Annotated in this window: 21 protein-coding genes and 2 tRNA genes; 7 read left to right on the top strand and 16 right to left on the bottom strand. The window is 71.2% G+C overall.

Translation table 11 applies throughout. The features are described 5' to 3' along the window. Positions 1–395 precede the first annotated feature (395 nt). Positions 396–1,379 (top strand): M28 family peptidase, encoded by a 984-nt coding sequence (locus O0S08_RS21560; protein ID WP_269041086.1) that lies wholly within the window; start codon positions 396–398, stop codon positions 1,377–1,379. Between the two features lie 347 nt (positions 1,380–1,726). On the opposite strand, the gene O0S08_RS21555 is transcribed toward O0S08_RS21560, so the two are convergent. The 7 genes from O0S08_RS21555 to O0S08_RS21525 form a co-directional block, all read right to left on the bottom strand. Further along, positions 1,727–2,749 carry a hypothetical protein gene (locus O0S08_RS21555; RefSeq protein WP_269041085.1) on the bottom strand — a complete coding sequence of 341 codons (1,023 nt, stop codon included), beginning with the start codon at positions 2,747–2,749 and terminating at the stop codon, positions 1,727–1,729. Positions 2,750–2,911: 162 nt separating this feature from the next. Beyond that, a tRNA-Lys gene (locus O0S08_RS21550) sits at positions 2,912–2,984 on the bottom strand. Positions 2,985–3,031: 47 nt separating this feature from the next. Continuing rightward, positions 3,032–3,104, bottom strand: a tRNA-Glu gene (locus tag O0S08_RS21545). A 101-nt stretch (positions 3,105–3,205) separates the two neighbouring features. Next, a complete protein-coding gene (locus O0S08_RS21540) occupies positions 3,206–4,030 on the bottom strand; it encodes a hypothetical protein (RefSeq protein ID WP_269041084.1) in 825 nt (274 codons plus the stop codon). 69 nt (positions 4,031–4,099) lie between these two features. After that, a complete protein-coding gene (locus tag O0S08_RS21535) occupies positions 4,100–4,237 on the bottom strand; it encodes a hypothetical protein (protein ID WP_269041083.1) in 138 nt (45 codons plus the stop codon). Between the two features lie 488 nt (positions 4,238–4,725). Beyond that, positions 4,726–5,481 carry a hypothetical protein gene (locus tag O0S08_RS21530; protein ID WP_269041082.1) on the bottom strand — a complete coding sequence of 252 codons (756 nt, stop codon included), beginning with the start codon at positions 5,479–5,481 and terminating at the stop codon, positions 4,726–4,728. A 320-nt stretch (positions 5,482–5,801) separates the two neighbouring features. Continuing rightward, the gene (locus O0S08_RS21525) at positions 5,802–6,443 is read right to left on the bottom strand and encodes an RNA methyltransferase (RefSeq protein WP_269041081.1); all 642 of its coding nucleotides are present in this window, start codon (positions 6,441–6,443) and stop codon (positions 5,802–5,804) included. Between the two features lie 78 nt (positions 6,444–6,521). Between O0S08_RS21525 and O0S08_RS21520 the strand changes: the two genes are divergently transcribed. The 5 genes from O0S08_RS21520 (at position 6,522) to O0S08_RS21500 (ending at position 12,749) form a co-directional block, all read left to right on the top strand. Then, a complete protein-coding gene (locus O0S08_RS21520; protein ID WP_269041080.1) occupies positions 6,522–6,866 on the top strand; it encodes a hypothetical protein in 345 nt (114 codons plus the stop codon). A 58-nt stretch (positions 6,867–6,924) separates the two neighbouring features. Continuing rightward, positions 6,925–9,060, top strand: coding sequence for an NAD(P)-binding protein (locus tag O0S08_RS21515; RefSeq protein WP_269041079.1), 2,136 nt, complete (start codon positions 6,925–6,927; stop codon positions 9,058–9,060). 310 nt (positions 9,061–9,370) lie between these two features. Further along, positions 9,371–10,045, top strand: a complete 675-nt coding sequence (locus tag O0S08_RS21510) for a hypothetical protein (RefSeq protein WP_269041078.1) — start codon at positions 9,371–9,373, stop codon at positions 10,043–10,045. A gap of 93 nt (positions 10,046–10,138) precedes the next feature. Next, the gene (locus tag O0S08_RS21505) at positions 10,139–11,545 is read left to right on the top strand and encodes a pyridoxal-phosphate dependent enzyme (RefSeq protein WP_269041077.1); all 1,407 of its coding nucleotides are present in this window, start codon (positions 10,139–10,141) and stop codon (positions 11,543–11,545) included. Positions 11,546–11,564: 19 nt separating this feature from the next. Further along, positions 11,565–12,749 (top strand): cystathionine gamma-synthase, encoded by a 1,185-nt coding sequence (locus O0S08_RS21500; protein WP_269041076.1) that lies wholly within the window; start codon positions 11,565–11,567, stop codon positions 12,747–12,749. A gap of 614 nt (positions 12,750–13,363) precedes the next feature. On the opposite strand, the gene O0S08_RS21495 is transcribed toward O0S08_RS21500, so the two are convergent. The 3 genes from O0S08_RS21495 to O0S08_RS21485 all read right to left on the bottom strand — a co-directional run bounded on the left by O0S08_RS21495 (position 13,364) and on the right by O0S08_RS21485 (position 15,445). Then, a complete protein-coding gene (locus tag O0S08_RS21495) occupies positions 13,364–13,876 on the bottom strand; it encodes a DUF2505 domain-containing protein (protein WP_269041075.1) in 513 nt (170 codons plus the stop codon). A 414-nt stretch (positions 13,877–14,290) separates the two neighbouring features. Next, positions 14,291–14,710 (bottom strand): AgmX/PglI C-terminal domain-containing protein, encoded by a 420-nt coding sequence (locus O0S08_RS21490; RefSeq protein WP_269041074.1) that lies wholly within the window; start codon positions 14,708–14,710, stop codon positions 14,291–14,293. A 36-nt stretch (positions 14,711–14,746) separates the two neighbouring features. Continuing rightward, positions 14,747–15,445 carry an OmpA family protein gene (locus O0S08_RS21485; protein ID WP_269041073.1) on the bottom strand — a complete coding sequence of 233 codons (699 nt, stop codon included), beginning with the start codon at positions 15,443–15,445 and terminating at the stop codon, positions 14,747–14,749. A 536-nt stretch (positions 15,446–15,981) separates the two neighbouring features. Between O0S08_RS21485 and O0S08_RS21480 the strand changes: the two genes are divergently transcribed. Beyond that, positions 15,982–16,590 carry a hypothetical protein gene (locus O0S08_RS21480; RefSeq protein WP_269041072.1) on the top strand — a complete coding sequence of 203 codons (609 nt, stop codon included), beginning with the start codon at positions 15,982–15,984 and terminating at the stop codon, positions 16,588–16,590. A 143-nt stretch (positions 16,591–16,733) separates the two neighbouring features. Here O0S08_RS21480 and O0S08_RS21475 read toward each other — a convergent pair whose 3' ends face one another. The 6 genes from O0S08_RS21475 to O0S08_RS21450 form a co-directional block, all read right to left on the bottom strand. After that, positions 16,734–17,339, bottom strand: a complete 606-nt coding sequence (locus O0S08_RS21475) for a hypothetical protein (protein WP_269041071.1) — start codon at positions 17,337–17,339, stop codon at positions 16,734–16,736. 7 nt (positions 17,340–17,346) lie between these two features. Beyond that, a complete protein-coding gene (locus O0S08_RS21470; RefSeq protein WP_269041070.1) occupies positions 17,347–17,901 on the bottom strand; it encodes an NINE protein in 555 nt (184 codons plus the stop codon). After that, positions 17,898–18,524 carry a hypothetical protein gene (locus O0S08_RS21465; RefSeq protein ID WP_269041069.1) on the bottom strand — a complete coding sequence of 209 codons (627 nt, stop codon included), beginning with the start codon at positions 18,522–18,524 and terminating at the stop codon, positions 17,898–17,900. Before O0S08_RS21465 ends, O0S08_RS21470 begins: the two co-directional genes overlap by 4 nt. Positions 18,525–18,548: 24 nt before the next feature. Next, the gene (locus O0S08_RS21460; protein ID WP_269041068.1) at positions 18,549–20,972 is read right to left on the bottom strand and encodes a penicillin-binding protein 1A; all 2,424 of its coding nucleotides are present in this window, start codon (positions 20,970–20,972) and stop codon (positions 18,549–18,551) included. A 238-nt stretch (positions 20,973–21,210) separates the two neighbouring features. Next, positions 21,211–22,653, bottom strand: coding sequence for a hypothetical protein (locus tag O0S08_RS21455; RefSeq protein ID WP_269041067.1), 1,443 nt, complete (start codon positions 22,651–22,653; stop codon positions 21,211–21,213). 35 nt (positions 22,654–22,688) lie between these two features. Beyond that, positions 22,689–25,091, bottom strand: coding sequence for a transglycosylase domain-containing protein (locus O0S08_RS21450; RefSeq protein WP_269041066.1), 2,403 nt, complete (start codon positions 25,089–25,091; stop codon positions 22,689–22,691). Positions 25,092–25,215: the final 124 nt, after the last annotated feature.

Here is a 25,215-nt window from a genome sequence, read left to right as displayed (position 1 = left end):
TTCGGCCAAGGCCTGCTTTCAGCAGGCCCCCACGCCGCGCACCGCCACTCCGCTCTCGGGCGAGCAGATCATCGCCGCCAGGGCGAGCCGCGCGCTCTCCGATCTCTAATGACATGTCCTGACAGTCATATCCATTAAAACATGTCCATACGAACATTACCTTTTGAACATATTAGAAGATTCACTCCACCGAGAAGTCATGTCCGGCTCGCTGACGAATCCGGTCCCGAGGCTTCACCGACAGCGGGATGCCGTCACCGCGAAATCTTGCGACCAGTAGCTCCCGCCACCGCAAGCTCCTGTCACCGCAAGTGGCCGTCCGCGCGAGCTCCTGCCCCGCGCCTGGCGTTTCCTCTTGCGCGGGCCGCCGCGGCGAGGCATGCCAGGGGCCACGCATGCCTGTTCGCCGCCTCCTCGCGCTCGCTGCCCTCGCCCTGGCCTGCGGCCGACCCCCGGGCCCGCCGTCCTCGGGCGTCGCGGCCAGCGGCGACGTGGGTGAGCAATTTTCGGGCGCGGCCGCGCTCGCGCGCGTCGACCTCCTCCTCGACCGCTACCCGCGAGCCCTCGGCGACCCCCGGCGAACCGGCGCCATCGAGGCGCTGGCCGGCGATCTGCGAGCCGCCGGCGCCACCGTGATCGATCGCCTCGAACACCGCGGCGCCGATCCGCTCACCGGCGTCAGCTTCGACATGACCACCCTCCTCGGCCACGTGCGGCCCGAGGCGCCGCGCCGGTTCGTCCTCGCCACCCACTTCGACACCCGGCCCTGGGCCGAGTCCGACCCCGATCCATCACGCCGCGACCAGCCCATCGTCGGCGCCAACGACGGCACCAGCGGCGTCGCAGTCGTGCTCGAGCTCGTGCCCCTGCTCGTCCGCCAGCTGCCGCCGGACGTCGGCTTCACCGTCATCCTGTTCGACGGCGAGGAGCTCGGCCGGCCCGACCTCGGCCCGTATCTCGCCGGCTCCCGCGCGCTCGCCATGGAGGTCCTTCAGGGTCGCTTCCCGCTGGTCGCCCGCGCCGAGTTCGGCGTCGTCCTCGACATGGTCGGCGACCGCGATCTCCGCGTCCAGCCCGACCGCGCCAGCCTCGCCCAGCACCCGGCCCTCGTCCAGCGGATCTGGTCGATCGGACAGGCCCACGGCTTCACCGCCTTCGACTCCACGCCCCTGGCCGTGCCGCTGCTCGACGATCACGTCCCGCTCGACGAGGCCGGCGTGCCCTCGGTCCTGCTCATCGACTACGACTACCCTGCGTGGCACACCCACGCCGACACCCGCGACAAGCTCGACGCTCGCAGCCTCGGCGCCGTCGGCGAGACCCTGCGCCTCGCCCTCCTCGACCTCGCCGCCCACCCGCTCCCCAGCCCCCGCAGCTGACCCTCCTCGGCGCGATCCACGAACGACTGCCGCGGGGCCCGCGACCGCGAATCACACGACCGCGACCTCCGGCGCCTCGGGGACGTCCGGGCCTTCATCGACGAGCTCGCCGGTGCTTGGTTCTTGATCTTGCGGGTGAGGCTCCGCCGGAGTCTGAAGAGCCTGGGCTTTGGTTCATGTCCTGAAGGACAGCTGAATCCCCGCAACCGCGCCTCGCTGCACGACCGGAGCACGGAAGGCTCGCTGCACTCGCCGTCCGTAGCCCATACTGGCCGCGACAGGCTGGTTCAACCTCGCCAATCGTGCATCCGTGCCCGCGCCGTCAAGACGCCGCGCCACGGCCCGCCTCAGCGGACGCCGCGGTTGACACAGCTCGCGTACGCCCCCGCGCAGTCGGCCGTGCACAGCCCGAGGTTCTCGCCGCACTCGAGCTTGCACGTCTCCCGGTCCGTCTTGACCTTCTGCTTGCCGCACCCGCGCTCGCACTGCGCCCGCACCTTCCCGCACGCGCTCTCGCAGGTCGCTCGCTCCGCCTGACACGAGCCGCCCGCGGCCGGGGTCGTCATCGGTCGCGCCGGCGCCGGCGTGCCCGTCGCGCTCGCCGTCACCGGCGCCGGCCTCGGCGCAGTCATCACCGTCAGGGCCGGCGCGGCGAACCACCCGCTCGGCACCGCGTCCAGCGCCACGTCGACCACGCTCGCCGAGTTCTCGCAGGTCAGGCGGCAGGTCGCCTGGTCGGTCGCGCTCAACTTGACCGGGCCCTTGCGACATGTCTCGAGGCACATGGCCAAAAAGCTAGACGGCCCCACGCCCAGGCTCGGCGGCGCGACCGACCCGGTCGCCACCGCGACCGGCCCGCTCGTGGCCCCGCCGGTCACCGCGGTCACGGACCCTCCCACTGCGGTCGTCGCCGGCCCGGTCGTCGCCGCACTCGGCGCCCCGGAGCCGACCGGCCGCGCCGGCTCGTCGAGTTGATCGCACTCGAGCGCGCAGGTCGCCCGGTCGTCGGCCGACAACGTGCGATCGGCCGCGCACTCGGCCTTGCACGCCGCCCGCCCCGTGAGCGCCGGTGCCGGCGTCGGCGCGGCCGCGGCGGTTTGATTCGGTCGCGGGGACGGCGTCGGCTTGGCGCCCGTCCCCGTCTTCGTCTGCGCCGCGATCTGCGAGCGGATCAGCTCCGGATCGGTCGCCGCGTCCTGCTCGCAGTCGAGGCGACAGGTCGCCCGGTTGGTCTCCGACAGCCGCGCGCGGTCGCACCGCTCCAGACAGGCCGACAGCGCGTCGGCGGGAGCAGCCGCGGCCAGCGACGCTCCGAGGCCCATGGCCACGGCGAAGCTGACGGCGAGAGTCGGGCCTCGTGCGATCCACATGGCGAAACCTCCGGGGGGCGAGCTCAGCGCCACCATAACAGAAGATCTCGGGGCGGCCAGTTTCAGCGCGCCTGCCCCGCCCATCCTCGCGCACGCCTTCGCCCGAAGAACCTCGCGGGCCACGGCCCGGAGGCCCTTCGGCCCGCGAGGCCGTGAAGCGAATGAGCCCGGTCGGGATCGAACCGACGACCCACGGATTAAAAGTCCGTTGCTCTACCAACTGAGCTACGGGCCCTGAGCCCCTGAGGCGGGCTCAAGCGGCCCAGCCGCGCGCGAGAGAGACGACCCTGACGGGATTCGAACCCGTGTTGGTGGCGTGAAAGGCCACTGTCCTAGGCCTCTGGACGACAGGGTCACGAGCGCCACGCGCGGCTGGGACCTGCGGCTTTTACTCGACTGTGATGCGACCCGCAAGCGCCTCGTGCCGGGAAGCGCGTGCGTTAGCCCCGCCGCCGTTTATTTGGCCTTCACGGCCTTCGCGTCCTTGGCAGGCTTGGCCCCCGCCGGCTCGGCCGTGAGCCCGCCAGCCGCGCTCGCGCCGGCAGCCCCGCCCGACGCCGCCGGAGGCGCAGCGCTGACCTTGGCATCGGCCGGCGGCGCGATCGACCGCGGCTTCACCAGCAGCGACTTGCCGCTCGCCACCAGCACGCTCTTCAGCGCGTCCCAGTGGGCCGGGTCGGTCTCGTACAGCGCGAAGTAGCCGTACTTGTCGTTCGCGTCGCGCAGCACGAACCACCCGCGCACCGCCGGCGCTCCGGTGGCCGCGTCGGCGGGCACCGAATAAGCGCCGGTGTACACCTTGCCGCGCGTCCCCTCGTCCTCCCACGTCGCCGTGCCCTTGGCGATCCCGCGCAGCTCGAGCACCTGATCGCGCACCGCCGTGGCGGGCGCGTTCGGGTACTCGAAGAAGCCGACCGCCGCGTACGCCACCGGCTGCCCGCAGCTCGTCGCCTGGTCGGGCGCGACCGCCTGGGCGTAGAACGGGTTCTGCTCGGCCAGCTCGACGCCCTTCGGCATCCGCACCAGGATCCGCGTGCCGAACAGCGCCGTCGGGGCGTCGGCCAGCGCCGGCTGACACGGCGGCGGCCCGGCCGGCGCTGCCCCGGCCCCGCCCCCGCCCGCCTCGCCGCCGCCTTCGTCGACCCGCCGGGCCGGCTTGCCCTGAGGACCTGTCCCGGAGGACATGGCCCCCGAGCCAGTACTGGCGCTGGCGCTCACGGCACAGCCGGCGAGCGGGGCCCACGCGAGCGCGAGAGCGAGAGACAGGGCGACGCGCGACATCGAGATCTCCTTGGCGTGACGGGCCCGCGGCCCGGCGTGGCGCGATCAGACCGCGGGCCGCCGGCGAAGTCAATCCGCGCCCACGCGCGACGACTTCGCCGAGAACAGTGTCTCGCCGGCCCGCTCCCGCCGCTCGCGGCGCCTCGCCCGGCGGACGAGGACCTCGCGTCCGTCGATCTCGCCGCTCGCAACGGCGAGCTCGTCCATGCCTGCGCTCGGCGCCGCAGAACCTCGATCATCCCTGCGCTCGCCGCCGCAGAACCGACCTCGATCGCTCCTGCGCTGGCGACCGCAGAACCTCGAGCATCCCTGCGCTCGCTGCCGCAGACCCACGACCTCGATCGTCCCTGCGTTCGCAACCGCAGAGCCTCGAGCATCCCTGCGCTCGCTGCCGCAGACCGCGACCTCGATCGTCTCTGCGTTCGCAACCGCAGAGCCTCGAGCATCCCTGCGCTCGCTGCCGCAGACCCGCGACCTCGATCGTCCCTGCGTTCGCGGCCGCAGAGCCGCGAGCATGCTTACGCTCGCGACTGCAGAAGCTCGACCTCGATCGACCTCGCTCGTCGGCGAACCGCTCGACGATGACTCGACGACGTCGCATCGCCCCGCGCGACCGAGCCCTCGACCGCACGAAACACGAGCGGCCCCGCGCCGGAGCGCGGAGCCGCGGGGACGCGCCTGACGACGCGCTCAGCTCACTTGCCCTTCTTCTTGCCGGCCGGCGCGGGCGGCGGGGGCGGCGCGGCGATGTTCGGCCCGATGCGGAGGCGGTTGCCCGACTCCTGGAAGGTCTTCGCCAGCGCGTTCCAGGCGTTCGGATGCGTCTCGAGCGCGTACCAGAACGTGTAGCCGGCCTTCTCCTTGAGCACGAACCAGCCCTTGATCGGCGGGTTGCCCTTCGAGTCCTCGGGGATCGAGTACGAGCCGGAGTAGTCGCGGCCCTTCTCGGTCTCGTCGGCCCAGGTAATCTCGTTCGGCGGCACACCGCGGGCGGCCTGGATCGTCTCGTCGCGGATCTGCTTGACGTTCTTGGCCGTGTCGGTCTGGAAGTAACCGAGCGCGCCGAAGCTGATCACGCCGTCACACGTGGAGACGGTCTCCTTGGTGGCGATGCGGGCGAAGAACGGGTTCTCCTCGACCAGGTCCATGCCCTTCGGCAGGCGCAGGATGACGTTGTCGGCGAACACGGCCTTCGGCGTGTCGCCCACTTCCGCGTCGCACACCTTCTGCGACGCATCGGGCTCGCCGGACGCGCCCGCCTCACCGCCCGACTCACCGCCGGACTCACCACCAGCACCCGCTTCACCGCCGGACTCGCCACCTCCGGCGGATGCACCGCCAGCGCCGGTCTCGCCCGGTGGAGTCGTGCCGTCGGGGGTCTTCTTGCCACAGCCAGCCACCGCCAGACCGAGCACCAGGACAGGAACAGCCAGAGTTCGAAGCAGCATCACGTTTCGGGTTCTCCTCTGAGAGGCCGGCACGGTAACACAACTCCAGCCCCGGCGCCTCGTCCGCGATATGTCACGCACGAGTGGCAACTTCGATGTGGCGGTTCCGCACACGCAGTGAACAGCGAGCGGGCCATGAAATCTCGCGTATCCGGCGGCGCCGCATCTCGGCCCACGCGCGCTGCGATCCGGCCTCATGGCCCATCGCACCTGTTCGATCGCACAGCCGGCGGCGGCAGCACCGCCGGGCTTACACGTCGGTTCTTCGCCTCTTTCGCCCCGGCAAGTTGCGCTGGCGCACAGTCTTGCGCCCTCGCAGTGGATCAGTCGGACCCTGTCCCAAAGCGCAGGCTGTAGAGCGCCACGCCGAACGCCACGCTCACGTTGAGCGACCCCTTGATGCCGAGCATCGGCAGCGCCAGCACGCGCTCGCAGCGGGCCAGGATCCGCGGGTCGACCCCCGACACCTCGTGCCCGACCACCAGCACGATCGGCGGCCCGGCGCTCTCGCGCAGCGCCGCGAACCACGGCGTCGCCCGCGGTCCGCCCTCGAGCGCCCACAGCCGGTAGCCGGCGTCACACAGCCAGGCGGCCGCCGCCGCGCCGTCGCGGTGGAGCGTCCACGGCACCGTCTTCTCCGCCCCGAGCGCCGTCTTCGCCATCGCCGGGTGATCGGGCGTCGGCGTGAAGCCGGTCAGGTGCATGTGTTCGACCCCGGCTCCGTCGGCGGTGCGGAACATCGAGCCGACGTTCTTGAGGCTGCGGACGTTGTCGAGCAGCGCGAGCACCTTCGGTCCGCTCGCCTGCGCCGGCGCGCGCGCCTCGTGGCTCTCGTAGGGTTCGGGGTCGACGGCCGTCGGTCCGCCGCAGTGCGGACACGACTCGCCGAGCGGGCTGCCCTCGGCCACCGGGAAGCGGAGGCGGCAGCTCGCGCGCTCGCATTGACGGGCGATGAAGCGGGTCACCGGGCGTGAGGGTAGCAGCCTCCGCTCGCTACCTGCTAAAGTCGCGTGTGCGTGGCCTACCGTGACGATCGTGACGCGATGATCCTGCAGATTGCCGCGCTCGAGCAGGAGAACGAGCGGCTGCGGCGCGAGCTCGCCGAGGCCGACGCCCGCGCCCGCGGCGTCGCCGACGACACCCGCGAGCGCCGCCGCTCCGGCGCGCACAAGACCTGCGTCATGTGCGGCGGCGTCACGCTGTTGCCGGTCGCCATCTTCGCCGGGCACGACACGCGCGCTCCGTTGCCGCTGCACATGAGCACCCTGCGGTTCACCTCGCCGAGCGGCGGCTTCACCCACTCCGCGCCGGTGCACTCGCTCGTCTGCTCCACCTGCGGCTTCCTCCACAACTTCATCGACATGGCCGATCGATCGGGCGGGGGCTGAACATCCGAGGAGGACCGCTCCGGGCGAAACGGAGCTACCATCGCCGACCTCTGCAGCCATGTCCCCCGGCCCCTCGACCCGCCCCCGCAAGCTCGCCGTGTTCGGCGGCGGGCTCGGCTCGCTCAGCGCCGTGTTCGCGCTCACCGAGCTGCCGAACTGGCGCGAGCGCTTCGAGATCACCGTCTATCAGATCGGCTGGCGCCTCGGCGGCAAGGCCCGCAGCGGCCGTAACCTGCGCGCGCACGCCCGCAGCGAGGCGCTCGGGCACCACGTCTGGTACGGCTGGTACGACAACGCCTTCGCCCTCGCGCGGCGCGTCTACGCCGAGACGCGGCGGGCCCCGGGCGCGCCGCTGGCCACCTTCAAGGAGGCGTGGAAGCCGTGCGACAGCCTGCTCCTCGGGACAGGTGACGGCTCCGACCGCGCGCCGCCGTGGAAGATGAGCCTGCCGCGCGGCGACAACCTCCCCGGCGACGGCGCGTCGCAACCGAGCGTGTGGCACTTCGCCCAGACCTTGCTGCTCTGGGCCATCGACTGCATCCCGCGGCTGCACCCGCAGTACTCGACCTGGGCCGCGATCGTCCCGCGCTGGGCCGACGCCTCGCGCTCGCTGTGGCCGGCGTTGATGCGCCGCGCCGGCGGCCAGGGCGTGCGCGCCTACGACGGCTTCGACCCGCAGAGCCCCGACTACGACGGCCTGCTCCGTCGCGCCGCCGCGGCCGTCCACGGCGACGACGCGCCGAAGACCTCGCGCCAGCGGCGGGCCTGGGCCCAGCCGCTCACCCACTGCGGCGAGCACAGCTTGCGCGCGCTGATCGGCCTCGGCGCGCGCCAGACCCACCCGCAGTTCACCACCATGGTCGACCTCGCGCTCGCCACGGTGCGCGGGATCCTCCACGACGGCCTCGATCGCGCCGGCTTCTCGGCCATCGACGACCAGGACCTGCGCGACTGGCTGCGCCGCCACGGCGCCGCCGAGGACTCGCTCGCCAGCACCGTGCTGGTCGCCCTCTACGCCGACCACATGTCCTATGAGTCAGGCGACCTCGAGCGCCCCGCCGCCGCCGCCGGCGCGCTGCTGCGGGCCGCGCTGCGCCGCTACCTCGCCTTCTCCGGCGCCCTCTACTACACCCCCGCGGCCGGCCTCGGCGAGGTCCTGTTCGCCCCGCTCTACCGCCTCCTGCGCGACCGCGGCGTCGGCTTCCGCTTCTTCCACAAGCTCAAGCACCTCTGCCCCGACCCCAAGCACGCGGCGGTCTCGGCCGCCGTCGTCGGCCGCCAGATCGAGCTCGCGCCCGGCGTCGACGAGTACGAGCCGCTCGTCAAGGTCAAGGGCCTGCCGTGCTGGCCGAGCCGCCCGCTCTACTCGCAGATCGTCCTCGGCGACGACCCGGTGATCCAGGCCATCGACTTCGAGGCCAACGAGTCGCCCGAGGTCGAGGAGGTCATCCTGCGCGCCGGCGTCGACTTCGACGACATCGTCCTCGGCATCCCGCCGCCCGCCCTCGCCGGCGCCGCCCGCGAGCTCGCCGCCCGTGACCCGCGGTGGGAGGCCTTGCTCGCGCACACCCACTCGATCACCGCCATGGGCGCCCAGCTGTGGCTCTCGCCGACGTGGGCCCAGCTCCTCGGCAGCCCTGCGCTCGCCGGCGCCGGCGAGATCCTCCGCACCTCTTTGCCGCGGTGGGTCAACCTCTCCTCCGCCGCCGTGTACGAGGGCTGGCCGCGCGAGCACTGGCCGGGCGCGATCGCCTCGCTCAGCGGACCGCGGCCCGACCGCGCCGCCGACGGCAGCCGCGAGCCCGTGCGCGACATCGCCGAGACCTGGCTCAAGAGCCATCCGCGCGCCCTGTGGCCCGAGGCCTCGCTCGCCGGCGCCGACGAGTTCAACTGGGAGCTGCTCCTCGATCCGCAGGGTCGCGCGGCCGAGCACCGCCTCGCCGCCCAGCACTGCTGGGCGACCCAGAACGCCAGCGATCGCCAGATCGTCACCCTCCCCGGCGATCCGCGCCACCGGATCGGCGCTGGCGACAGCGGCTTCCGCAACCTCTGGCTCGCCGGCGACTGGGTCGGCGGCGGCCTCGACCTCGCCTGCGCCGAGGGAGCGGTCATGGCGGGGCTCCAGGCCGCGCGCGCGCTCAGCGGCGAGCCGATCGCGATCCACGGCGAGCGCGACTGCGTCGATCCTGACTGACTCGCGGCGCCGCCCGAGGCCGGAGTGACTCGGGACGCCGCCGGTTCGATCCGGACGGACTCTCGGCGGCGCCGGCCGCCCGAGCCGGAATCGCCTGCGCCGACGCCAGGCGCGGCTCCAGAGTTCGCCTCGCCACCTCGCGCATCTCGATTTCAGCCGTACGGCCAACCATTGGCCGCGTGACCGCCGATCCGTCCGCGCGCGCTGCGGGTCCGCCGTGCGCAGCGTCCGGCTCCGCTCCGGCCCCCTGCTCGGACCGCGATCGGCCGAACACTTTACACATCGCCGCGCTCGGTTGATCCTGACGGCCGTGCGCTGTCTTTCCGTCCTGGTCGCGCTCGCGCTCGCGCTGCCGACCGCCGCGGCCGCCGCTCCCGCGCGCAGCATCGGCAACGAGGGTCTCAGCGATCCGCGCCAGCGCCAGTTGCCCGCGCGTCATCGGTTGCGGATCGCCATCGTCGCCGACTGGGTGCGCGCCAGCCAGGCGTGCGACGACAGCCCCAAGCGGTGCCAGCGCTTCCACTTCGCGCCGCTGCTCCTCGACTTCGCCTACCAGCTGCAGTTCGCAAAGTACGCCATGTTCCGGCCGAGCATCGGCATCGGCTACAACGTCGGCAACTCGCGCAACGCGATGCCGGCGATCCTTCAGCCGAGCCTGTTTTTCGGCTATCAGGGCAAGCTGTTCGGCGCCGCCGCCGGCTGGTCCTTCATCTTCCCGTTCCCGACCGTGGCTAATCAAACCGACGGTCACCAGGGCCTGGCTCAGCCGGCGCTGTGGGGCAACCACGCGCTGCAGCTCGAGCTGTCGCTGACGAGCCGGCTCGACCGTGGCGCGCTCAACTTCGGCCTGCGCGTCGGCGGCATGAAGACGCACCTCATCCACCTCAACCTCGACCTCAAGCGCTGGTACCCGATCGTCACTTTCAGCCTCGGCTGGTTCTTCGAGGTCGGCAAGCGGAGGAAACAGCGCTCGTCCGCACCGTGAGCAAGGCCACGCGCACCCACGCGCCTGCGCTCGCCACGTGACGCAAACCCCCGTATCTTCGTCGCGCGCGCGCGACGACGCCGCGGAGGGTTCATGAGCAACAATTCGTCCCGGTCCGAGCGGGCGCTGATGAAGGGCGCCCGGGCCGACGTCACCGCCGCGATCGGCAACACCCCGATCGTCCGTCTCAACCACGTCACCGAGGGCCTCACGTCCGAGGTCTACGTCAAGCTCGAGATGTTGAACCCGGCCGGTTCGATGAAGGACCGCGTGGCCCTCAACATCATCCGCGACGCCGAGACGCGCGGCATGTTGCAGCCCGGCGGCACCATCATCGAGGCGACCAGCGGCAACACCGGCGCCGGCCTGGCGATGGTCGCGGCCACCCGCGGCTACAAGTGCATCTTCGTCATGCCCGACAAGATGTCGCGCGAGAAGATCGACAACCTCAAGTCGTACGGCGCCAAGGTCGTGCTGTGCCCGACGGCGGTCGACCCCTCCGACCCGCGCAGCTACTACTCGGTCTCGCGGCGGATCGTCGAGGAGACCCCGGGCGCCTTCTACGCCAACCAGTACCACAACCCCGCCAACCCCGAGGCGCACTACCTCAGCACCGCGCCCGAGCTGTGGGAGCAGACCGGCGGCGAGTTCGACGTGTTCGTCTCGGGCATGGGCACCGGCGGCACGCTGTCGGGCTGCGGCCGCTACTTCAAGGAGAAGAACCCGGCGGTCAAGATCGTCGGCGTCGACCCGGTCGGCTCGCTCTACTACGAGTACGTCAAGACCGGCCGGCTCACCAAGCCCTTCAGCTACTACGTCGAGGGCATCGGCGAGGACTTCCTGCCGTCGACGATGAACCTCAACATCCTCGACGAGATCGTCCAGGTCGACGACAAGGAGTGCTTCATCATGACGCGCGAGCTCGTGCGCCGCGAGGGCATCTCCTGCGGCGGCTCGGGCGGCGCCGCGGTGCTGGGCGCGATCAAGTACGCGCGCACGCTCAAGCAGCCCAAGCGCCTGCTCGTCCTGCTGCCCGACAGCAGCACCAAGTACCTCAGCAAGATCTTCAACGACGACTGGATGCGCCAGAACGGCTTCCTCGACGAGGACGAGGCCAGCGGCTACGTCGCCCACATCCTCAAGCGCAAGCCCGGGCGGACGATCACCGCCACCCGCGACACCTCGGTGCGCGTGGCGATCCAGACGCTCAAGGAGAACAGCATCAGCCAGCTGCCGATCCTCGACGAGCACGGCCGCCACTGCGGCATCGTCAGCGAGCTCGACCTGCTCAACTTCCTCGTCCGCAGCGAGGGCCGGCTCGACGAGCCGCTGGCCGACCTCGTCAACAGCGACTACGCCACCGTCACCCCGCACACCCGGATCCAGCTGCTGCGCAGCATCTTCAACGACGCCAAGGTCGTGCTGGTCACCGAGGGCGACCGCCTGCTCGGCCTCCTCACCAAGATCGACCTCATCGACTACCTCGCCTCGCAGCAGTAGCCCCAAGGGACATGTCCGCATGGCTGTCTACGACCCCGCCTCCGATCACGTGCCCGCCGGCGCCCGCTTCGAGACCCTGGCCATCCACGGCGGCCAGCACCCCGAGCCCGTCACCGGCGCGGTGATGCCTCCCATCTTCCAGACCTCGACGTACGCCCAGCGCGGCCCCGGCGAGCACAGCGGCTTCGAGTACAGCCGCACCCACAACCCGACCCGTTACGCGCTCGAGCGGGCGATCGCCTCGCTCGAGGGCGGCCACTACGGCCTCGCCTTCGCCTCCGGCCTGGCCGCCACCAACACGGTCCTGCAGCTGCTGAGCGCCGGCGATCACGTGGTCGCCGGGGACGACATGTACGGCGGCACCTTCCGCCTGTTCGACAAGGTGCTGCAGCGCCAGGGCCTGCGCTTCAGCTACGCCGACCCGACCGACCCGAACACCTTCGCCGCCGCGATCACTCCGCAGACGAAGCTGGCCTGGCTCGAGACGCCGACCAACCCGATGCTGAAGCTCGGCGACGTCGCCGCGATCGCGGCGATCTGCCGGGCCAAGGGCGTGCTGCTCGCGGTCGACAACACCTTCCTGTCGCCGGCCTTCCAGCGCCCACTCGAGCTCGGCGCCGACATCGTCGTCCACAGCACCACCAAGTACATCGGCGGCCACTCCGACACCGTCGGCGGCGCCGTCGTCTGCCGCGACTCGGGCCTCTACGACCGCCTCGCCTTCCTGCAGAACGCCGTCGGCGCGGTCCCCAGCCCGCACGACAGCTTCCTCACCCTGCGCGGCCTCAAGACCCTCGCGCTGCGGATGGAGCGGCACGCGAGCAACGCCGCGGCGATCGCAGCGCACCTCGAGCGCCACCCCAAGGTCGAGCGCGTCATCTACCCGGGCCTCGAGAGCCACCCGCAGCACGCCCTCGCCCGCCAGCAGATGCGCGGCTTCGGCGGCATGATCTCGATCTACCTCCGCGGCGACCTCGAGGCCGCGCGCCGCTTCCTCAAGACGGTGCGCGTGTTCACCCTCGCCGAGAGCCTCGGCGGCGTCGAGAGCCTGATCGAGCACCCCGCGATCATGACGCACGCGTCTGTCCCGAAGGACACCCGCGATCGCCTCGGCATCGCCGACGGCTTCATCCGGATCAGCGTCGGCGTCGAGCACGTCGACGACCTGATCGCCGACCTCGACCACGCCCTCGCGGCCGTCTGACCGGCGGTCGCCAAGTCGCTCCGAAGGAGCTGTCTCTCTCGAGACAGCTCCTTCGGCGTATTGGCGATCCGAGCCCGTCGAGCGACCTCCCGGCCTCTCTCGTTCAGCTCCCGACGGGTCCAGCCGAGACCCCCTCCCGTCGAGCTGGCTCTCGATCTGGCTCGTTCAGCTCCCGGACAGCACCGCTCTCGTCCGCTGCAGCAACCTGTCCCTCGGAACATCTCATTCAACCGCGAGAGCACGCGGCCGCGCCCGATCTGATAGAAATGTCTCTTCGGACAGATCGTTCAGTTCGACCTGCCTCTCCAGCTCATTCAGCCGCCAGCACGCCCGCTGCGGCCTGCTGCATCGACCTGCCCCTCCGGACAGCTCATTCAGCCGCGAGCACGCCGCCTGCGGCGCGCGCCATCGACCTGCCTCTCCGGGCAGCTCATTCAGCCGCGGAGCACGCCGCCTGCGGCACGCTCCATCGACCTGTCTCTCCAGGCAGATCATTCAGCCGCGGAGCACACCGCCTGCGGCACGCTCCATCGACCTGTCTCTCCGGGCAGCTCATTCAGCCGCGGAGCACGCCGCCCGTGGCCCGCTCCATCGACCTGCCTCTTCGGGCATGTTTAGCCCGCGGGGTGCGCCTTCAGGTAGTCGCGGGTGTAGGCGAAGTTCTCGGCCATGCTCTTCTCGATCTCGCCGAGCAGGTACGCCTCGAGCTTGCCGCCGACCAGGGGGATCCGCGCGTCGCAGTGCCCGCGCCACACGCGGCGCAGCTGTCCGCTGGGCAAGGTGTCCCAGGTGTACTCGCCGCCGTAGTCCACCAGGTTGCCGATCACGGGCACCTGGATCGTCACGCTGTAGCGGCGCAGCGCGGCGTTGAACTCGCCGATCTCCGTGACCGTCGACGTGCCCTGGAACAGCCGCTTGAGCGCGCCCGGCAGCTCGCGGTCGGCCGCCAGCTGCAGCTTGCGGCGGACGATCAGGCTCGGCCCCTCACCTTCGCGCTGGAGGTCGCGCCGCACCACCGTGAGGCGCATGCGCTCATAGAGCCCGCGGGCGTAGTCCTCGTCGAAGAAGAACACCTCCCACAGGCGCTCGGGGGAGGTGTCGAACACGTGCTCGATGGTGTGCCGCACGGCCGCGAGTGTAGGCCGCAGGCGACGGCCTGGACAACGCCGCAACCGCGACCTGTGACGCGGATCGGCCCGGCCCCAGCGGCCCGCGAACGGCGCGACGCGGCCCTCGGGTCACGGTCACCATTCCGACGGTTCACCCTCGTACCGGCGTGCAGCAGCCCGGTCCGCCCGCGGCATGCCCGACGGTTCACCCTCGTAGCGGCGTACAGCAGCCCGGTCCGCCCGCGGCATGCCCGGCGGTTCACCCTCGTCCCGGCGGGCAGCAGCCCGGTCCGCCCGCGGCATGCCTCGCGCGGTACGAACACAACGAGCGTCGCCGTCCGGCAGACCCGAGAGTCTGCCCGGCGGGGACGCTCGCACCGGCACGGCTGCCGGTCGCCCTTCGCTATCGGCCGCGAAGGCGCGCTCGACGGGTCAGCCCGTCGGCGCCGCGGCCTCTTCCTCGGCCGGCTTCGGCTCGTTGGCGCGGAACTTCCAGCTGAAGGTGGCCTGGCCGTCGCGCTGGTCGACCGGGTCGAGGATCAGCCCGTCGACCGCGTCGACGATGCACTTGCTCAGCGACTCGGGGGCCTTGGTGCGCTCCTTGTCGGCGACCACGTTCATGATCTTCCCGGTCTTCTTCTCGACCGTGAAGTTGACCACGACCTCGCCGTCGATCTTCGGATCGGTGGTGAGGGCCACGTCGTAGCAGTCCTTGATCGCCTTGTTACGGGTCTCGAGGAGGCTGCGGGTGTCGTTCTTGTAGGTCTCGGCGTCGCGGGCGATGCAGCTGCACCCTGGCACGACCGCGGACACAGCGACGAACAGAAGGCTCAACATCGTGCTCTTACGCATCACGAACTCCTTATCTTCGCAATCTCGCGGTGTGACTCACTTGGCGGGCGCGGGCGGCGGCGGCGGCGGGCCGGCGGCGTCGGCCTCGGTCTTGGTCTTCTCTTCGATGACCGTCTTCTCGCCCGACTCGGGGTCGATCGCCACGCGCTTGCGGGTCACGTCCTGCTCGACGATGTTGAACTCGACGCGGCGGTTGTTCTCCTTGCCCTCCTCCGTCGACTCGTCCGACAGCGGCTTGCTCTCGCCGAAGCCCTTGGCGCTGAACATCTCCTTGGGGAGCCCGCCCTTCTTGACGAGGTACTCCATCACGGCCTTGGCGCGCTTGTCGGACAGCTTGAGGTTGTACTTGTCGCTGCCCTCGCTCGAGGTGTGACCCTCGATCGCGATCTTCTTGATGTGGGGGTTCTCCTTGATGACCGAGATGATCTCGGTCATCAGGCCGTCGGACTCGGGGCGGATGGTCGCCTTGTTGAAGTCGAACTCGATCTTCTCGTTGATCTTGATCCGGTTCTCCTCGACCACGACCCGCTTCGGCTTCTCCTGCACGACTTTCGGCTTGGGCGGCGGCGGCGGCGGATCACCGACGACGGACAGGGCGGACGCGTCTTCGAAGATCGTCGGGCCACAGGCCGCGAGCGGAGCGGTCGCCGTGAACGCGACCGAGGCGACGAGCGCGAACTTCAGGCCCGAGCCGGGGCCGAGGTTCCCGCGATGGGGGTTGCGAGCGAAAATCATGAGGGGTCTCCCGATCGATGGGTAGCGAAAGAACCGCCCAGCACGGGTTTTTAGGCCGTACGGGCGTCTTCGCGGGGGCATTTTGAACACATGTCTCCGCCGGTGCAACGAAATGACTCGCTCCGATCCTGGGCCACGAGTAGCCTTGTCGCATGCTCGCGCTCCGGCGGCCGCCCCGGGCAGGCCTCGCATTCCTCGTCGTCGCCCTCCCGGTCACCGCGGGGGCTGCTCCTGCCGCAGTCCCGGTCCAGCGGCCAACGAACACGGTTTCGGGAACCGCGCCGCCGGCCGGTGCACCCACGCCGACAGACCCCACAACCGCCGCGCCGGCCGAGAGTATTCCGGCTCCGCCTGCCGACTCGAGCGCGAACACGCCCCAGACCGCTGCCGAGCCGTCCCCAGCCGATCCCGTCTCGGCGCCGGTCGCGCAGCCGACCGCGCCAGCCGCAGCCGGGGAGACCCAGGGTCCCGGGCTCGCCGAGGCCCTGCTCGGTCCGTCGGTCAATCAACACCCCGAGAAGCGTCCGAGCCAGCCCGTGCCGACCGAGGCCGAGGCCGCCGCCGCCGAGGACGCCGCGGTCGCGGCCGTGTACCGCGAGATGTTCCGACCCAAGCACAACCCCGGTCGGTTTCACATCATCGCCCGCGCCCAGTACAGCATCGGCAGCAGCTTCGGCAACAGCAGCCTGTCCGGAAGGACAGGTGGTGCGCAGGTCGACATCGGCCAGAGCTTCAACTTCATCGGCTACGCGGTGACCCTGCGCGGCGAGGGCGGCACGATCGACTTCGGCGCCAACGGCCGCAGCCAGATGACCGCCCTCCTCGGCGGCGGTCCCACGCTGTCGCTCGGCCGACTCGGCTTCCTGCAGCGGGGCTACCTCGACTTCCGCGTCGGCTACGACTTCTTCTTCGCGCCCACGCGCGAGCGCCTGCTCGAGGGCGGCGCCGCCCGCCTGCCGGCCATGCTGCCGCACGGCCCGCGCGCGCAGCTCAACCTGGGCCTCCTGCTCAGCCCCGACCGCACGCGCAAGCTGTTCCACGGCGTCGGCCTCGGCCTCGGCTACCAGGTCCTCGTCGGCTCGTTCCGCGGCGACCTCCCGCCCTCGCAGTTCCTGCAGTTCGCCCTGCACTACTCGGGCGGCTGAGCCCGTCGGCCCGCGCGCTCGCGCCACGGCAAGACAGCTGCGAGCAGGACGTCGGCGCCGTCGACGAGGTCCCCCCCCGAGGAGTGCGAGGCCTGTCTCGGCGCCATCCAGCGCGCCCCGGACTCGGCTCCGGAGGTCGGGGCTCAGCGGTACAGCCCGGCCCGCGTGGCCCGCGACAGCGCGCCCTCGAAGCGCTCGAGCCCCGCGCGCACGTGCATCACGAGCCGCTCGATCCGCGCCGACTCCTTGCGGGCCTCCACGCTGGTGCGGCGAAACGCGTCGCGCTCCTCGAGCGCAGCGCGGACAGCTCCGACGGACAGGCCGAGCCCCGCCAGCGTCTCGCGGTCGGCCTCGGGCAGGTCATCGACCATGCCGAGCCAGTCCCACACGCCGCGGCGGGCGTTGACGAGGGCGACGTCGACCTCCTCGAGGCGATCGAGGTCCGAGCCGTCGCCGACGTCGACGCGCGCCAGCCACGGGTTGCGATCGGCCGCCTGCCACGCGCGCACGGCCTGCAACGGCTCTTCCAGGGAAGTGCGCAGCAGGCGGGTCTCGTCGAACAGGCGCGCCAGCGCGGGCGAGAGGTGGGCGCTCGTCACCGCCGGCAGCTCGGGCGCCTCGGCCAGGGCCCGCAGCTCGCGCTCGAGGTTGGCGCGCTGCCGCTGGCCCTCCCTCAAGGCGCCAAGCGGGCGCCTGAGGGATACGCCGATCATCAGCAGGAACACGCAGTAGACGACGACGACGAGCACGGACCCGTCACATGTGCTGCAGCACGCGGGCCTTCTGCTGGGTGAACTCCTCGTCGGTGAGCAGCCCGGCGATCCGCAGCTCGTTCAACTTTTCGAGGCGGGCGATGAGCTCGTCGACCGCCGCGGCGCTGCGCGCCGGTGACTCCTGTCCTGAAGGACCTGTCCCCGAGGCCACCTGACCGGGCTGCGTCCCGGGCGGGTAGACGCCGGGGTAGACGTTCGGCGGGTACGGATAGCCCGCCTGCGGGTAGCCGTGGTGCGGGTAGCCGGGCGGGACCTGCGAGAAGTTCGGCGGGTAGTAGGCCGGCGCCGGCGGCAGCATGTTGACGACCACGGGCGCGCCGCTCAGCGCGTTGTTGCCGTTGTAGCGGCGGTTGAACTCGTCGCGGTCCATCAGCGCGAGGATGATGAACTCGAAGAACGCGATGATCGCCGGGATCAGCGTCCACGCGAACGCGAGGTAGACGATGCCCGCGCCGACCTGCCCGAGGTAGAACTTGTGGGCTCCCCAGCCGCCGAACAGCGGGAAGGCCAGGATCGACGCGATGTTCTTGTCCTTCATCCTTGCCCCTTCACCTCGCCCACTTGGGCCTGCCGCTCCGCCAGCGTGGGAGATCCCAGCACGGCGTCAGGGTTGTCTGCCAGGGTGTACACCCACTCGCCGGTGTCGAGGCTGAGGTCCTCGACGACCTCGCCCTGCTCTTTCATGTGCACCAGCGTCGACACCAGCGCCACCTGCGTCCACTTGAGCTCACTCTTGATGCGCTCGAACGTCACAGGGCCGGAGCCGCGCAGGATCGCCCGCACGCGCCGGCTGCGCTCGGCGACCACGGACGGATCGACGCGAGCCGGCAGCGCCGCGGGCTGCGACGAGCCCGCCGAGCTCGACCGTTTGGCGAAGGCCAGCACGGCCAGCCCGGCCCCGGCCGAGAACAACAAGTTGGTCAGCACCAGCCCTACCACCGAGAACGGGAACAAGCCGAGGGTGATCGCGCCGAGTGCCATGCACGCCGCGCCACTGCCCAGCAGGACGCTCCACGGCGTCGTCAGGCTGGCCACGTTTCGCGTCGCCAGGGCGGTCGAGAGCGGCACAGGCGCGACCTGCGGAGCGACCCCTGCCCCCGCCTGGACGATCTGGACCCGGCCGTGCTCGACGACCAGGTCGACGACCTTCTGCGCGCTCATGGATCGTACAGTAGCATCAAGCCATCAGCCTGGGTCGTCGTGGACGCTGGGGAGCCCGTTCTTGGGCTCTTCGGGCCCCGGAGCCTCGGCGGCAGGCGCGGCGTCGGCGTGCTCGTCGCCGTCCCCGTAGAGGTCGAGGACGACGTCGCCGGTCGGCAAGGCCGCGGGCTCCGCGGTCTCGATCGGCTCGGTGCCGGCGATGAAGTACTCCTCGAGCACGTCCTCGGGCTTGGCGTCGGCGGGCGCCAGGAGGCCCGTGCGACGGTCGATCGTGCGCACCTGCACCGACGCCGGCGGCACGAACGGCAGCGGCGGCTCGTCGGCCTCGGCGGCCTTCATCGCCGTGATCCAGATCGGCAGCGCCGCCTTGCCGCCGGTCTCGCCCTTGCCGATCTTCTTGGGCACGTCGAAGCCGACCCACGCGACCGCGACGTGCCGCGGCGTGTAGCCCGCGTACCAGGCGTCGCGGTGCTCGGCCGACGTCCCCGTCTTGCCGGCCGACGGCCGCCCCAGCGCGCGCGCGGCCTTGGCGGTGCCCTCCTCGACCACGCTCGTCATCATCGAGGTGAGGATGAAGACGATGTCGTCGCGCAGCGTTTGCTGCGGCACGCGCTCGGGCGTCCACGCCGGTTCGCCGGGGATCTCGATCTTGCGGATCACGATCGGCTCGAGCTGCGAGCCGCCGCGCGCCAGCGTGAGGTAGCCCGAGAGCACGTCGAACGGAGTCAGCTCGCTGACGCCGAGCGCGAGCGCGAGGTTGCTCGCCAGCTCGCCGCGGATCCCCGCCGCTCGCGCGAAAGTGTGCGCGGCCTCGAAGCCGATCGCGTCGAGCAGCTTGATCGCGATCGTGTTGACCGAGTGCGTCAGCGCGACGCGCAGGCGGATGTCGCCGCGGTACTCGTCGGCCTCGAAGTTGGTCGGCCGCCACTTCTCGTAGATCTCCGGCGAGTCGTTGACGATCGTCGCCGCAGTGTACTTTTCGGTCGCCAGCGCCGCGCCGTAGACGAACGGCTTGAACGACGAGCCCGGCTGGCGCTTGGCCGCGGTCGCGCGGTTGAAGTCGCCGCGCTGGTAGTCCTCGCCGCCGATCATCGCCAACACCTCGCCGGTGTCGACCGCCGCCACCAGCACCGCCGCCTGCGGCCCCGAGCCGATCTCGCCGTGGGCCGGCTGGTCGGCGGTCGGCAGCGTCACGATGCGCACCATCGCCACCCCACTGGCCGGGAACTGCTCGTCGATCGACAGCTTCGGATCGTCGTAGCGCGTGCCCTCGGGCACCTTCACCAGCACGCGGGTGTCGCCGACCAGCGCCACGAACGCGTCGACCGGCGTGCTCGCCTCGCGGGCCTGGATCAGCCCCGGCAGCACCGCCCCGACCTGCAGCGGCCCCTTGCCCTTCTCGAGCACCTTCGCCTGTTGCTTCTCGGGCGTCGGCTTGATCTTGTGGCCGTAGCCTTGCCGACGATCGAGCGCGATCAGGCCGTCCATCAGCCCCTTGTGGGCCTCGGCCTGCAGCTTGAGGTCGACCGTCGTCGTCACCGTCGCGCCGAGGCGATCGAGGCGCTCCTGGCCGTACATCGCGATCAGCTTCTCGCGCGCGGCGTCGACGAACTCCTGCGCGCCCGCGACCACCACCGCGTCCTGCGTCTGCGGGCTCAGCTCGAGCGGGCCCTGGATGAACTTCTCGGCCTCGACCGGCTGGACCCACCCATGCCGCACCATCTGCTGCAGCACGTAGACCTGGCGCTCCTTCGAGCGCTGCGGATCCTTGAGCGGCGACGACTTGCCCGGCGCCTTCGGCAACGAGGCCAGGAGCGCCGCCTGTCCGATGTTGATGTCGCGGACGCTCTTGCCGAAGTAGAAACGGCTGGCCTCCTCGATGCCGTAGCGCCCGTGGCCGAAGTAGATCTCGTTGAGGTACAGCTCGAGGATCTCGCGCTTGCTCAGCGCGCGCTCGAGCCGACGCGCCAGCAGGATCTCCTGGATCTTGCGCTCGAAGGTCCGCTCCGGCGACAAGAGGAAGTTCTTGACCACCTGCTGCGTGATCGTCGACGCGCCCTGGCGGATCTCGCCGGCCTCGATGTTGCTCAGCATGGCGCGGACCATGCCGACGTAGTCCATGCCCTCGTGGTTGTAGAAGTCGGCGTCCTCGGCCGCGAGGAAGGCGTTCTCGACGTGAGCGGGGATGTCCTCGTAGCCGACCAGAGTGCGCCGCTCGCTGAAGATCTCGCCGATCACCACGCCGTCGCGCGCGACGATCCGCGTGACCTGCGGCGGCCGGTAGTCGCGGATCGCGGCGACGTCGATGCCCTCGATCCCGCGGCCGTAGTACCAGAACACCCCGGCGACCGAACCTGCCCCGAGGACCATGCCGGTGCCGGCCAGGCCGAGGCACCACAGCCCGATCTTCCGCAGGCGCGAGCGACCTGTCCGTGGCGCGTCGTTCACGACGTGAACCTCCCGTCGCTCTCTACTCCCGCGCCCTGCTGCCTGATTCCGGACATCGGACTCGGCATGGTTCCAAACACGACGCCCACCGCCCTGTCAATCTCTCGCCGCGTTCGCGTCCGCAACGCCGGCCCGCGCCCGTCGGCGTGGACTCCGCCGCCGCCCCGGCGCGCGCCGCCCCGGCCGGGCGCAGGCGAGTACCTGTCTGATGGGTCAGTAGCGAAGGGACATGTCATGATCACCAGCCGAACTTGCCCGCGACACCGAGGAGCATGAGCCCGCCGCCGCCGACGAACCCGCCGGCGGGCTGACGCGCCGCCGCCGACTCTCCGTCGGCGCGGCGGACCTGGTACTGGAAGCCGGCCTGGGCGAACACGTCGAGCCAGCGCAGCACCGGGACGTTGAGATCGAAGCGCGCCAGGCTGCCCGCGGGGTCGATGATGTCGAACCCGAGCTTGCCGCGGTGGGCGTGGAGCAGCGACAGCTGCACGACCTCGAGGTCGACGCCGAGCCGCGTCTCCCAGGTGTGCCCCAGCGGCCCCGGCCGGTAGCGATAGCCGGTCTCGAAGAACGCGCCGTCGTCGTGGGCGAAGCGGATCCCGCCGTAACCGCCGACGCCGCCGAGGTTGTTCTGCAGCACGAAGCTGTACTTCGGCAGCGCTGTGGTCGCGAAGTCGGCCGGCAGATCGCCGGGGTACGCGACGAACTGCGCCTGCATGCGCTGCATCGTGTAGAAGACGTCGAAGTAGGTCGGGTCGTAGCCGCGATCGCCCACCGTCAGCTCGGCCACCACGCCGAGGCGCGCGCGGCGACGACGGCCGAGGATGAACTCCGTGTCGAGCCCGAGGTGCATGCCCTTGCCGAGCCCGGGCATGAGGTTGAGATCGAGGTACGGCGTGACCAGAAACCGCCAGCGATCGGTCCAGCGGTAGCTGAGGTCGATGCCCATCGCCATCGCCCCGAGCGAGCCCGTGGTCTGCAGGCGGTTCTTGCTGTCGACCGTCAGGGCGTCCGGGTTCCCGGCCCACGGCACCAGGGTGCGCGGCGCGTACGGGTCGCCGAACACCGAGAAGCCGAGCGCCGCGCCGGCCCAGTCGGCGGCGATCCGCGTGCCGAAGATCTGCTGGCCCGAGAGGTCGCCGGCGACGAACGCGATCTCGGCGCCCGCGGGGTGCTCGAGCAGGAGCCCCTCGATGCGCGCGTCGAGGTCGACGCCGCTGCGCCGGCGATCGAGGTCGAGGCTGTTGGCGTAGCCGCGGACCAGGCTGCCGTGCCCGACCTGCACGCGCTGGAGGTCGCCGACGCGCAGGTCGATCAGCACCCGCCCCTCGCGCCCGAACACGTAGTCGCCGCTGTACTGCAGCCGCTGCAGGATCGCCAGGTAGTCGCCGGCCTCGTCCCACTCGGTGTTGCGGACCACCGGCCCCTGCTCGGGATCGCGGTCGTACATGCGGATGTGCACCGGCGCGCCGAGGCGCAGCTGCACCGGCGCGATGTCCCGGAGGTCGAGGCCGAGCGACGGCTCGGCGCTGAAGATCGGGTCCTCGGCGACGAAGCCGAAGCCGGCGCCGAAGCGGATGTCGCCGTGGACCTTGCGCACCTGGTACTCCGGCGGGCGCGGGCTGGCGTCGGCCTCGATCAGCACCTCCTGGGCCGAGGCACGAGATGTCCACAAGGACATGCCCGCAAAGACAGCAAGACCGAGGGCGCGACGGATCATGGCTGTCGTCTCGCCGGGCGGCCCGAGTCGCCCTCGTCCAGGCCGCCGATGACCTCGAGCGTGGCGTCCTCGAAGCCGGCCTTTTGCCCGCGCGGCTTCGGCTTGCCGCCGGTGGCGGCGGCCAGCGGCTCGGCGTCGATCGACAGGTCGACGATGTCCTGCCCGTCGTCGAGGAGTCCGGTGAGGGAGCGCTGCTGGCCTGACGCCGCCAGCAGGCGCTCGACCTCCGCCAGGCACTCCCGCTTGCTCGTCAGCTCGGTCGCGTCGAACACCACCCCCTCGTCCTTCCACTGCTCGAACGTCTCGGGGTCCAGTCGCCCGCGCCCGTGCATGATCGCCAGCAGCCGCTTGAGCTTGGCCTGAAACGCCGGCGAAGGGGCGCCCTCGCAGTAGTGGACGTGGCGGCGGACCGGGCTCGGGAGCATCAGCGCGAGGTAGGCCGCCTCGGGCGGGGTGAGATCGGCAGGCGCCTTGGCGAAGTAGTGCGAGGCCGCGCGCGTGATCCCGTACACCCCGGGCCCGAACTCGATCACGTTGAGGTAGAGCTCCAAGATCCGGTTCTTCGTCAGCGACTGCTCGACGTACCAGGTCAGGAACACCTCCTGCATCTTGCGCGAGAGCGTGCGCTCGTGGCTGAGCAGCACGTTCTTGACCATCTGCATGGTGATCGTCGACGCCCCGAGGCGGACCCTGCCCGCCTCGAGGTTGCTGCGCAGCGCGGCGCGGAACTGCGAGGTGATGAAGCCCTTGTGCTTCCAGAACCCGCCGTCCTCGGTCGTCATCACCGCCGCCAGCACGTACGGCGAGATCTGGTCGAGCGGCGTGTAGTCGGCCGAGCCCTCGCTGACGTCGACCGAGCGCTCCGAGCCGTCGCGCATGACCACGCGGTGCACCAGCGGCCCGTTGAGCCGGGTCGCCGACACCAGCTGCGGGACCTTGACCGGCTTGCAGGTCTCCGGCTTGAGCTTGGCCGTCAGCACCAGCGCGTCGAGGTCGCGGAAGTCGATGTCGGCGCTGATCTCGAACTCGAAGTCGCCCTTGAGCTCGAAGCCCTGCAGGCTCGGCACCAGCTCGGCCGGGATCGCGTTCAGGAACTCCTGGCAGCGGACCTTCGGCATCGTCAGGTCGGCCCGGTAGTGCCGCGCAGCCGGCTCGTCGGCGTGCACGAACTCGCCGGACAGCGTCAGCTTGACCGGCCCGCGCTGCAGCGTCGCCTGCTCGATCTTCACCACCCGCTCGCGCGGATCGACGTCGGCCGTCAGCGCGAGCGAGAACCCGAGGCCACGCACCGGCTGGCGCGCGAGCAGCGGATGGTCGACGTTGAGCCCGGCGATCTCGAGGTCGCCGACGAGGTCGGCCTTGCCGTCGGCGAACGCGACCTTGAGATCGCCGCCGATCGTCGCCGACTCCGACTCGATCACGGGCAAGCGCGCCAGCACGTCGGGGACGCGCCCGAGCTTGAACGCGTCCATGTTGAGGTTCACCGTGCCGTCGGACAGGTCGCGGGCCACGTCGCCCGTCAGCGCCCACAGCGGCGCCGACGCGTCGTGCTCCTCGTCGCCGGTGACCTCGTCGGAGAAGCCGCCGGCGAGGTCGAGCATCACCCGGCTGGCCGAGGCGTCCGCGAGCGTCACGGTGCCGCGGATCTCCGCGACCGCGATCTGCGGGGTGATCGCGGTCGCCGCCCGCTCGACCTCGACGGTCAGCGGGAACGCGCCGTCGATACCTGTCCCTTTCGACAGGTCGATCTTGGTCGCCAGCTGAGCCGCCCGCAGCGCGCGCTCGCCGACCGAGGCCTCGACCTCCGCGAGCGTGAGCGCGGCTGTCCGATCGGTCAGCTGCACCTCGGCCGCCGCGACGCCGCGCAAGGTCAGCGGCCGACCGCCGAGGTCGTGCCGCAGATCGAGCTGCAAGCGCTCGAGGGTGGCCTTCGGCGGCACCAGCTTGACGCGGCCCTCGCCGCCCTCGCGGGGCGTCGACAGCCGGGCGCGCAGGTCCCGGGCGTAGTCGCGGAGGGTGGCGCCGTCGCCCGTGAGACGCCCGCCGGCGGCCCGTACGCGGTCGACGACGACCTGCCCGGACCACAACGCGGCGCGATCGATCCCCACGTCGATGCGGTCGACCGTGAGCGAGCTGCCGGGCCCGAATGACAGCTCGACGCCCTCGACGACCACGCTGTCGAAGTCGACCAGGTCGAGGCGGGAGATCGTGACGGGCACCCCGGCGATCTTCTGCAGCCGCTCGAGCGCCAGCTCGTGAACCCAGCTGTCGCCCCACCGCGGGAACGTGGCGACGCCGACCGCGAGTCCGCCGAGGAGCAGCGCGCCCAGCGAGCCGCCGATGAGCGCGATGCGGCGCCAGCGGGGCCTCGGGCTCTTCGTGGGCTCAGGGGTGGTCATGGCCGGACGCGCCGGGGGGGCGGCGAAAAGGCGGCTCAGAGTACCGCCCGGCCGCGCTCCGAGCAAACGAGCGGACGCCGCGGAGCGCGGTGACGCCCCGGGGACGGAGGCGGACTCGCGCGAT

This window comes from Nannocystis punicea, assembly GCF_026965555.1.
GTDB lineage: Bacteria > Myxococcota_A > Polyangia > Nannocystales > Nannocystaceae > Nannocystis > Nannocystis punicea.
This window is presented reverse-complemented; position numbering and strand designations above follow the sequence as displayed.

Coding starts and splice junctions, on each gene's coding strand:
- O0S08_RS21560 (WP_269041086.1), top strand. CDS start 396: ATGCCTGTTCGCCGCCTCCTCGCGCTCGCTGCCCTCGCCCTGGCCTGC.
- O0S08_RS21555 (WP_269041085.1), bottom strand. CDS start 2,749: ATGTGGATCGCACGAGGCCCGACTCTCGCCGTCAGCTTCGCCGTGGCC.
- O0S08_RS21540 (WP_269041084.1), bottom strand. CDS start 4,030: ATGTCGCGCGTCGCCCTGTCTCTCGCTCTCGCGCTCGCGTGGGCCCCG.
- O0S08_RS21535 (WP_269041083.1), bottom strand. CDS start 4,237: ATGGACGAGCTCGCCGTTGCGAGCGGCGAGATCGACGGACGCGAGGTC.
- O0S08_RS21520 (WP_269041080.1), top strand. CDS start 6,522: ATGATCCTGCAGATTGCCGCGCTCGAGCAGGAGAACGAGCGGCTGCGG.
- O0S08_RS21515 (WP_269041079.1), top strand. CDS start 6,925: ATGTCCCCCGGCCCCTCGACCCGCCCCCGCAAGCTCGCCGTGTTCGGC.
- O0S08_RS21505 (WP_269041077.1), top strand. CDS start 10,139: ATGAGCAACAATTCGTCCCGGTCCGAGCGGGCGCTGATGAAGGGCGCC.
- O0S08_RS21500 (WP_269041076.1), top strand. CDS start 11,565: ATGGCTGTCTACGACCCCGCCTCCGATCACGTGCCCGCCGGCGCCCGC.
- O0S08_RS21490 (WP_269041074.1), bottom strand. CDS start 14,710: ATGCGTAAGAGCACGATGTTGAGCCTTCTGTTCGTCGCTGTGTCCGCG.
- O0S08_RS21485 (WP_269041073.1), bottom strand. CDS start 15,445: ATGATTTTCGCTCGCAACCCCCATCGCGGGAACCTCGGCCCCGGCTCG.
- O0S08_RS21470 (WP_269041070.1), bottom strand. CDS start 17,901: ATGAAGGACAAGAACATCGCGTCGATCCTGGCCTTCCCGCTGTTCGGC.
- O0S08_RS21465 (WP_269041069.1), bottom strand. CDS start 18,524: ATGAGCGCGCAGAAGGTCGTCGACCTGGTCGTCGAGCACGGCCGGGTC.
- O0S08_RS21455 (WP_269041067.1), bottom strand. CDS start 22,653: ATGTCCTTGTGGACATCTCGTGCCTCGGCCCAGGAGGTGCTGATCGAG.
- O0S08_RS21450 (WP_269041066.1), bottom strand. CDS start 25,091: ATGACCACCCCTGAGCCCACGAAGAGCCCGAGGCCCCGCTGGCGCCGC.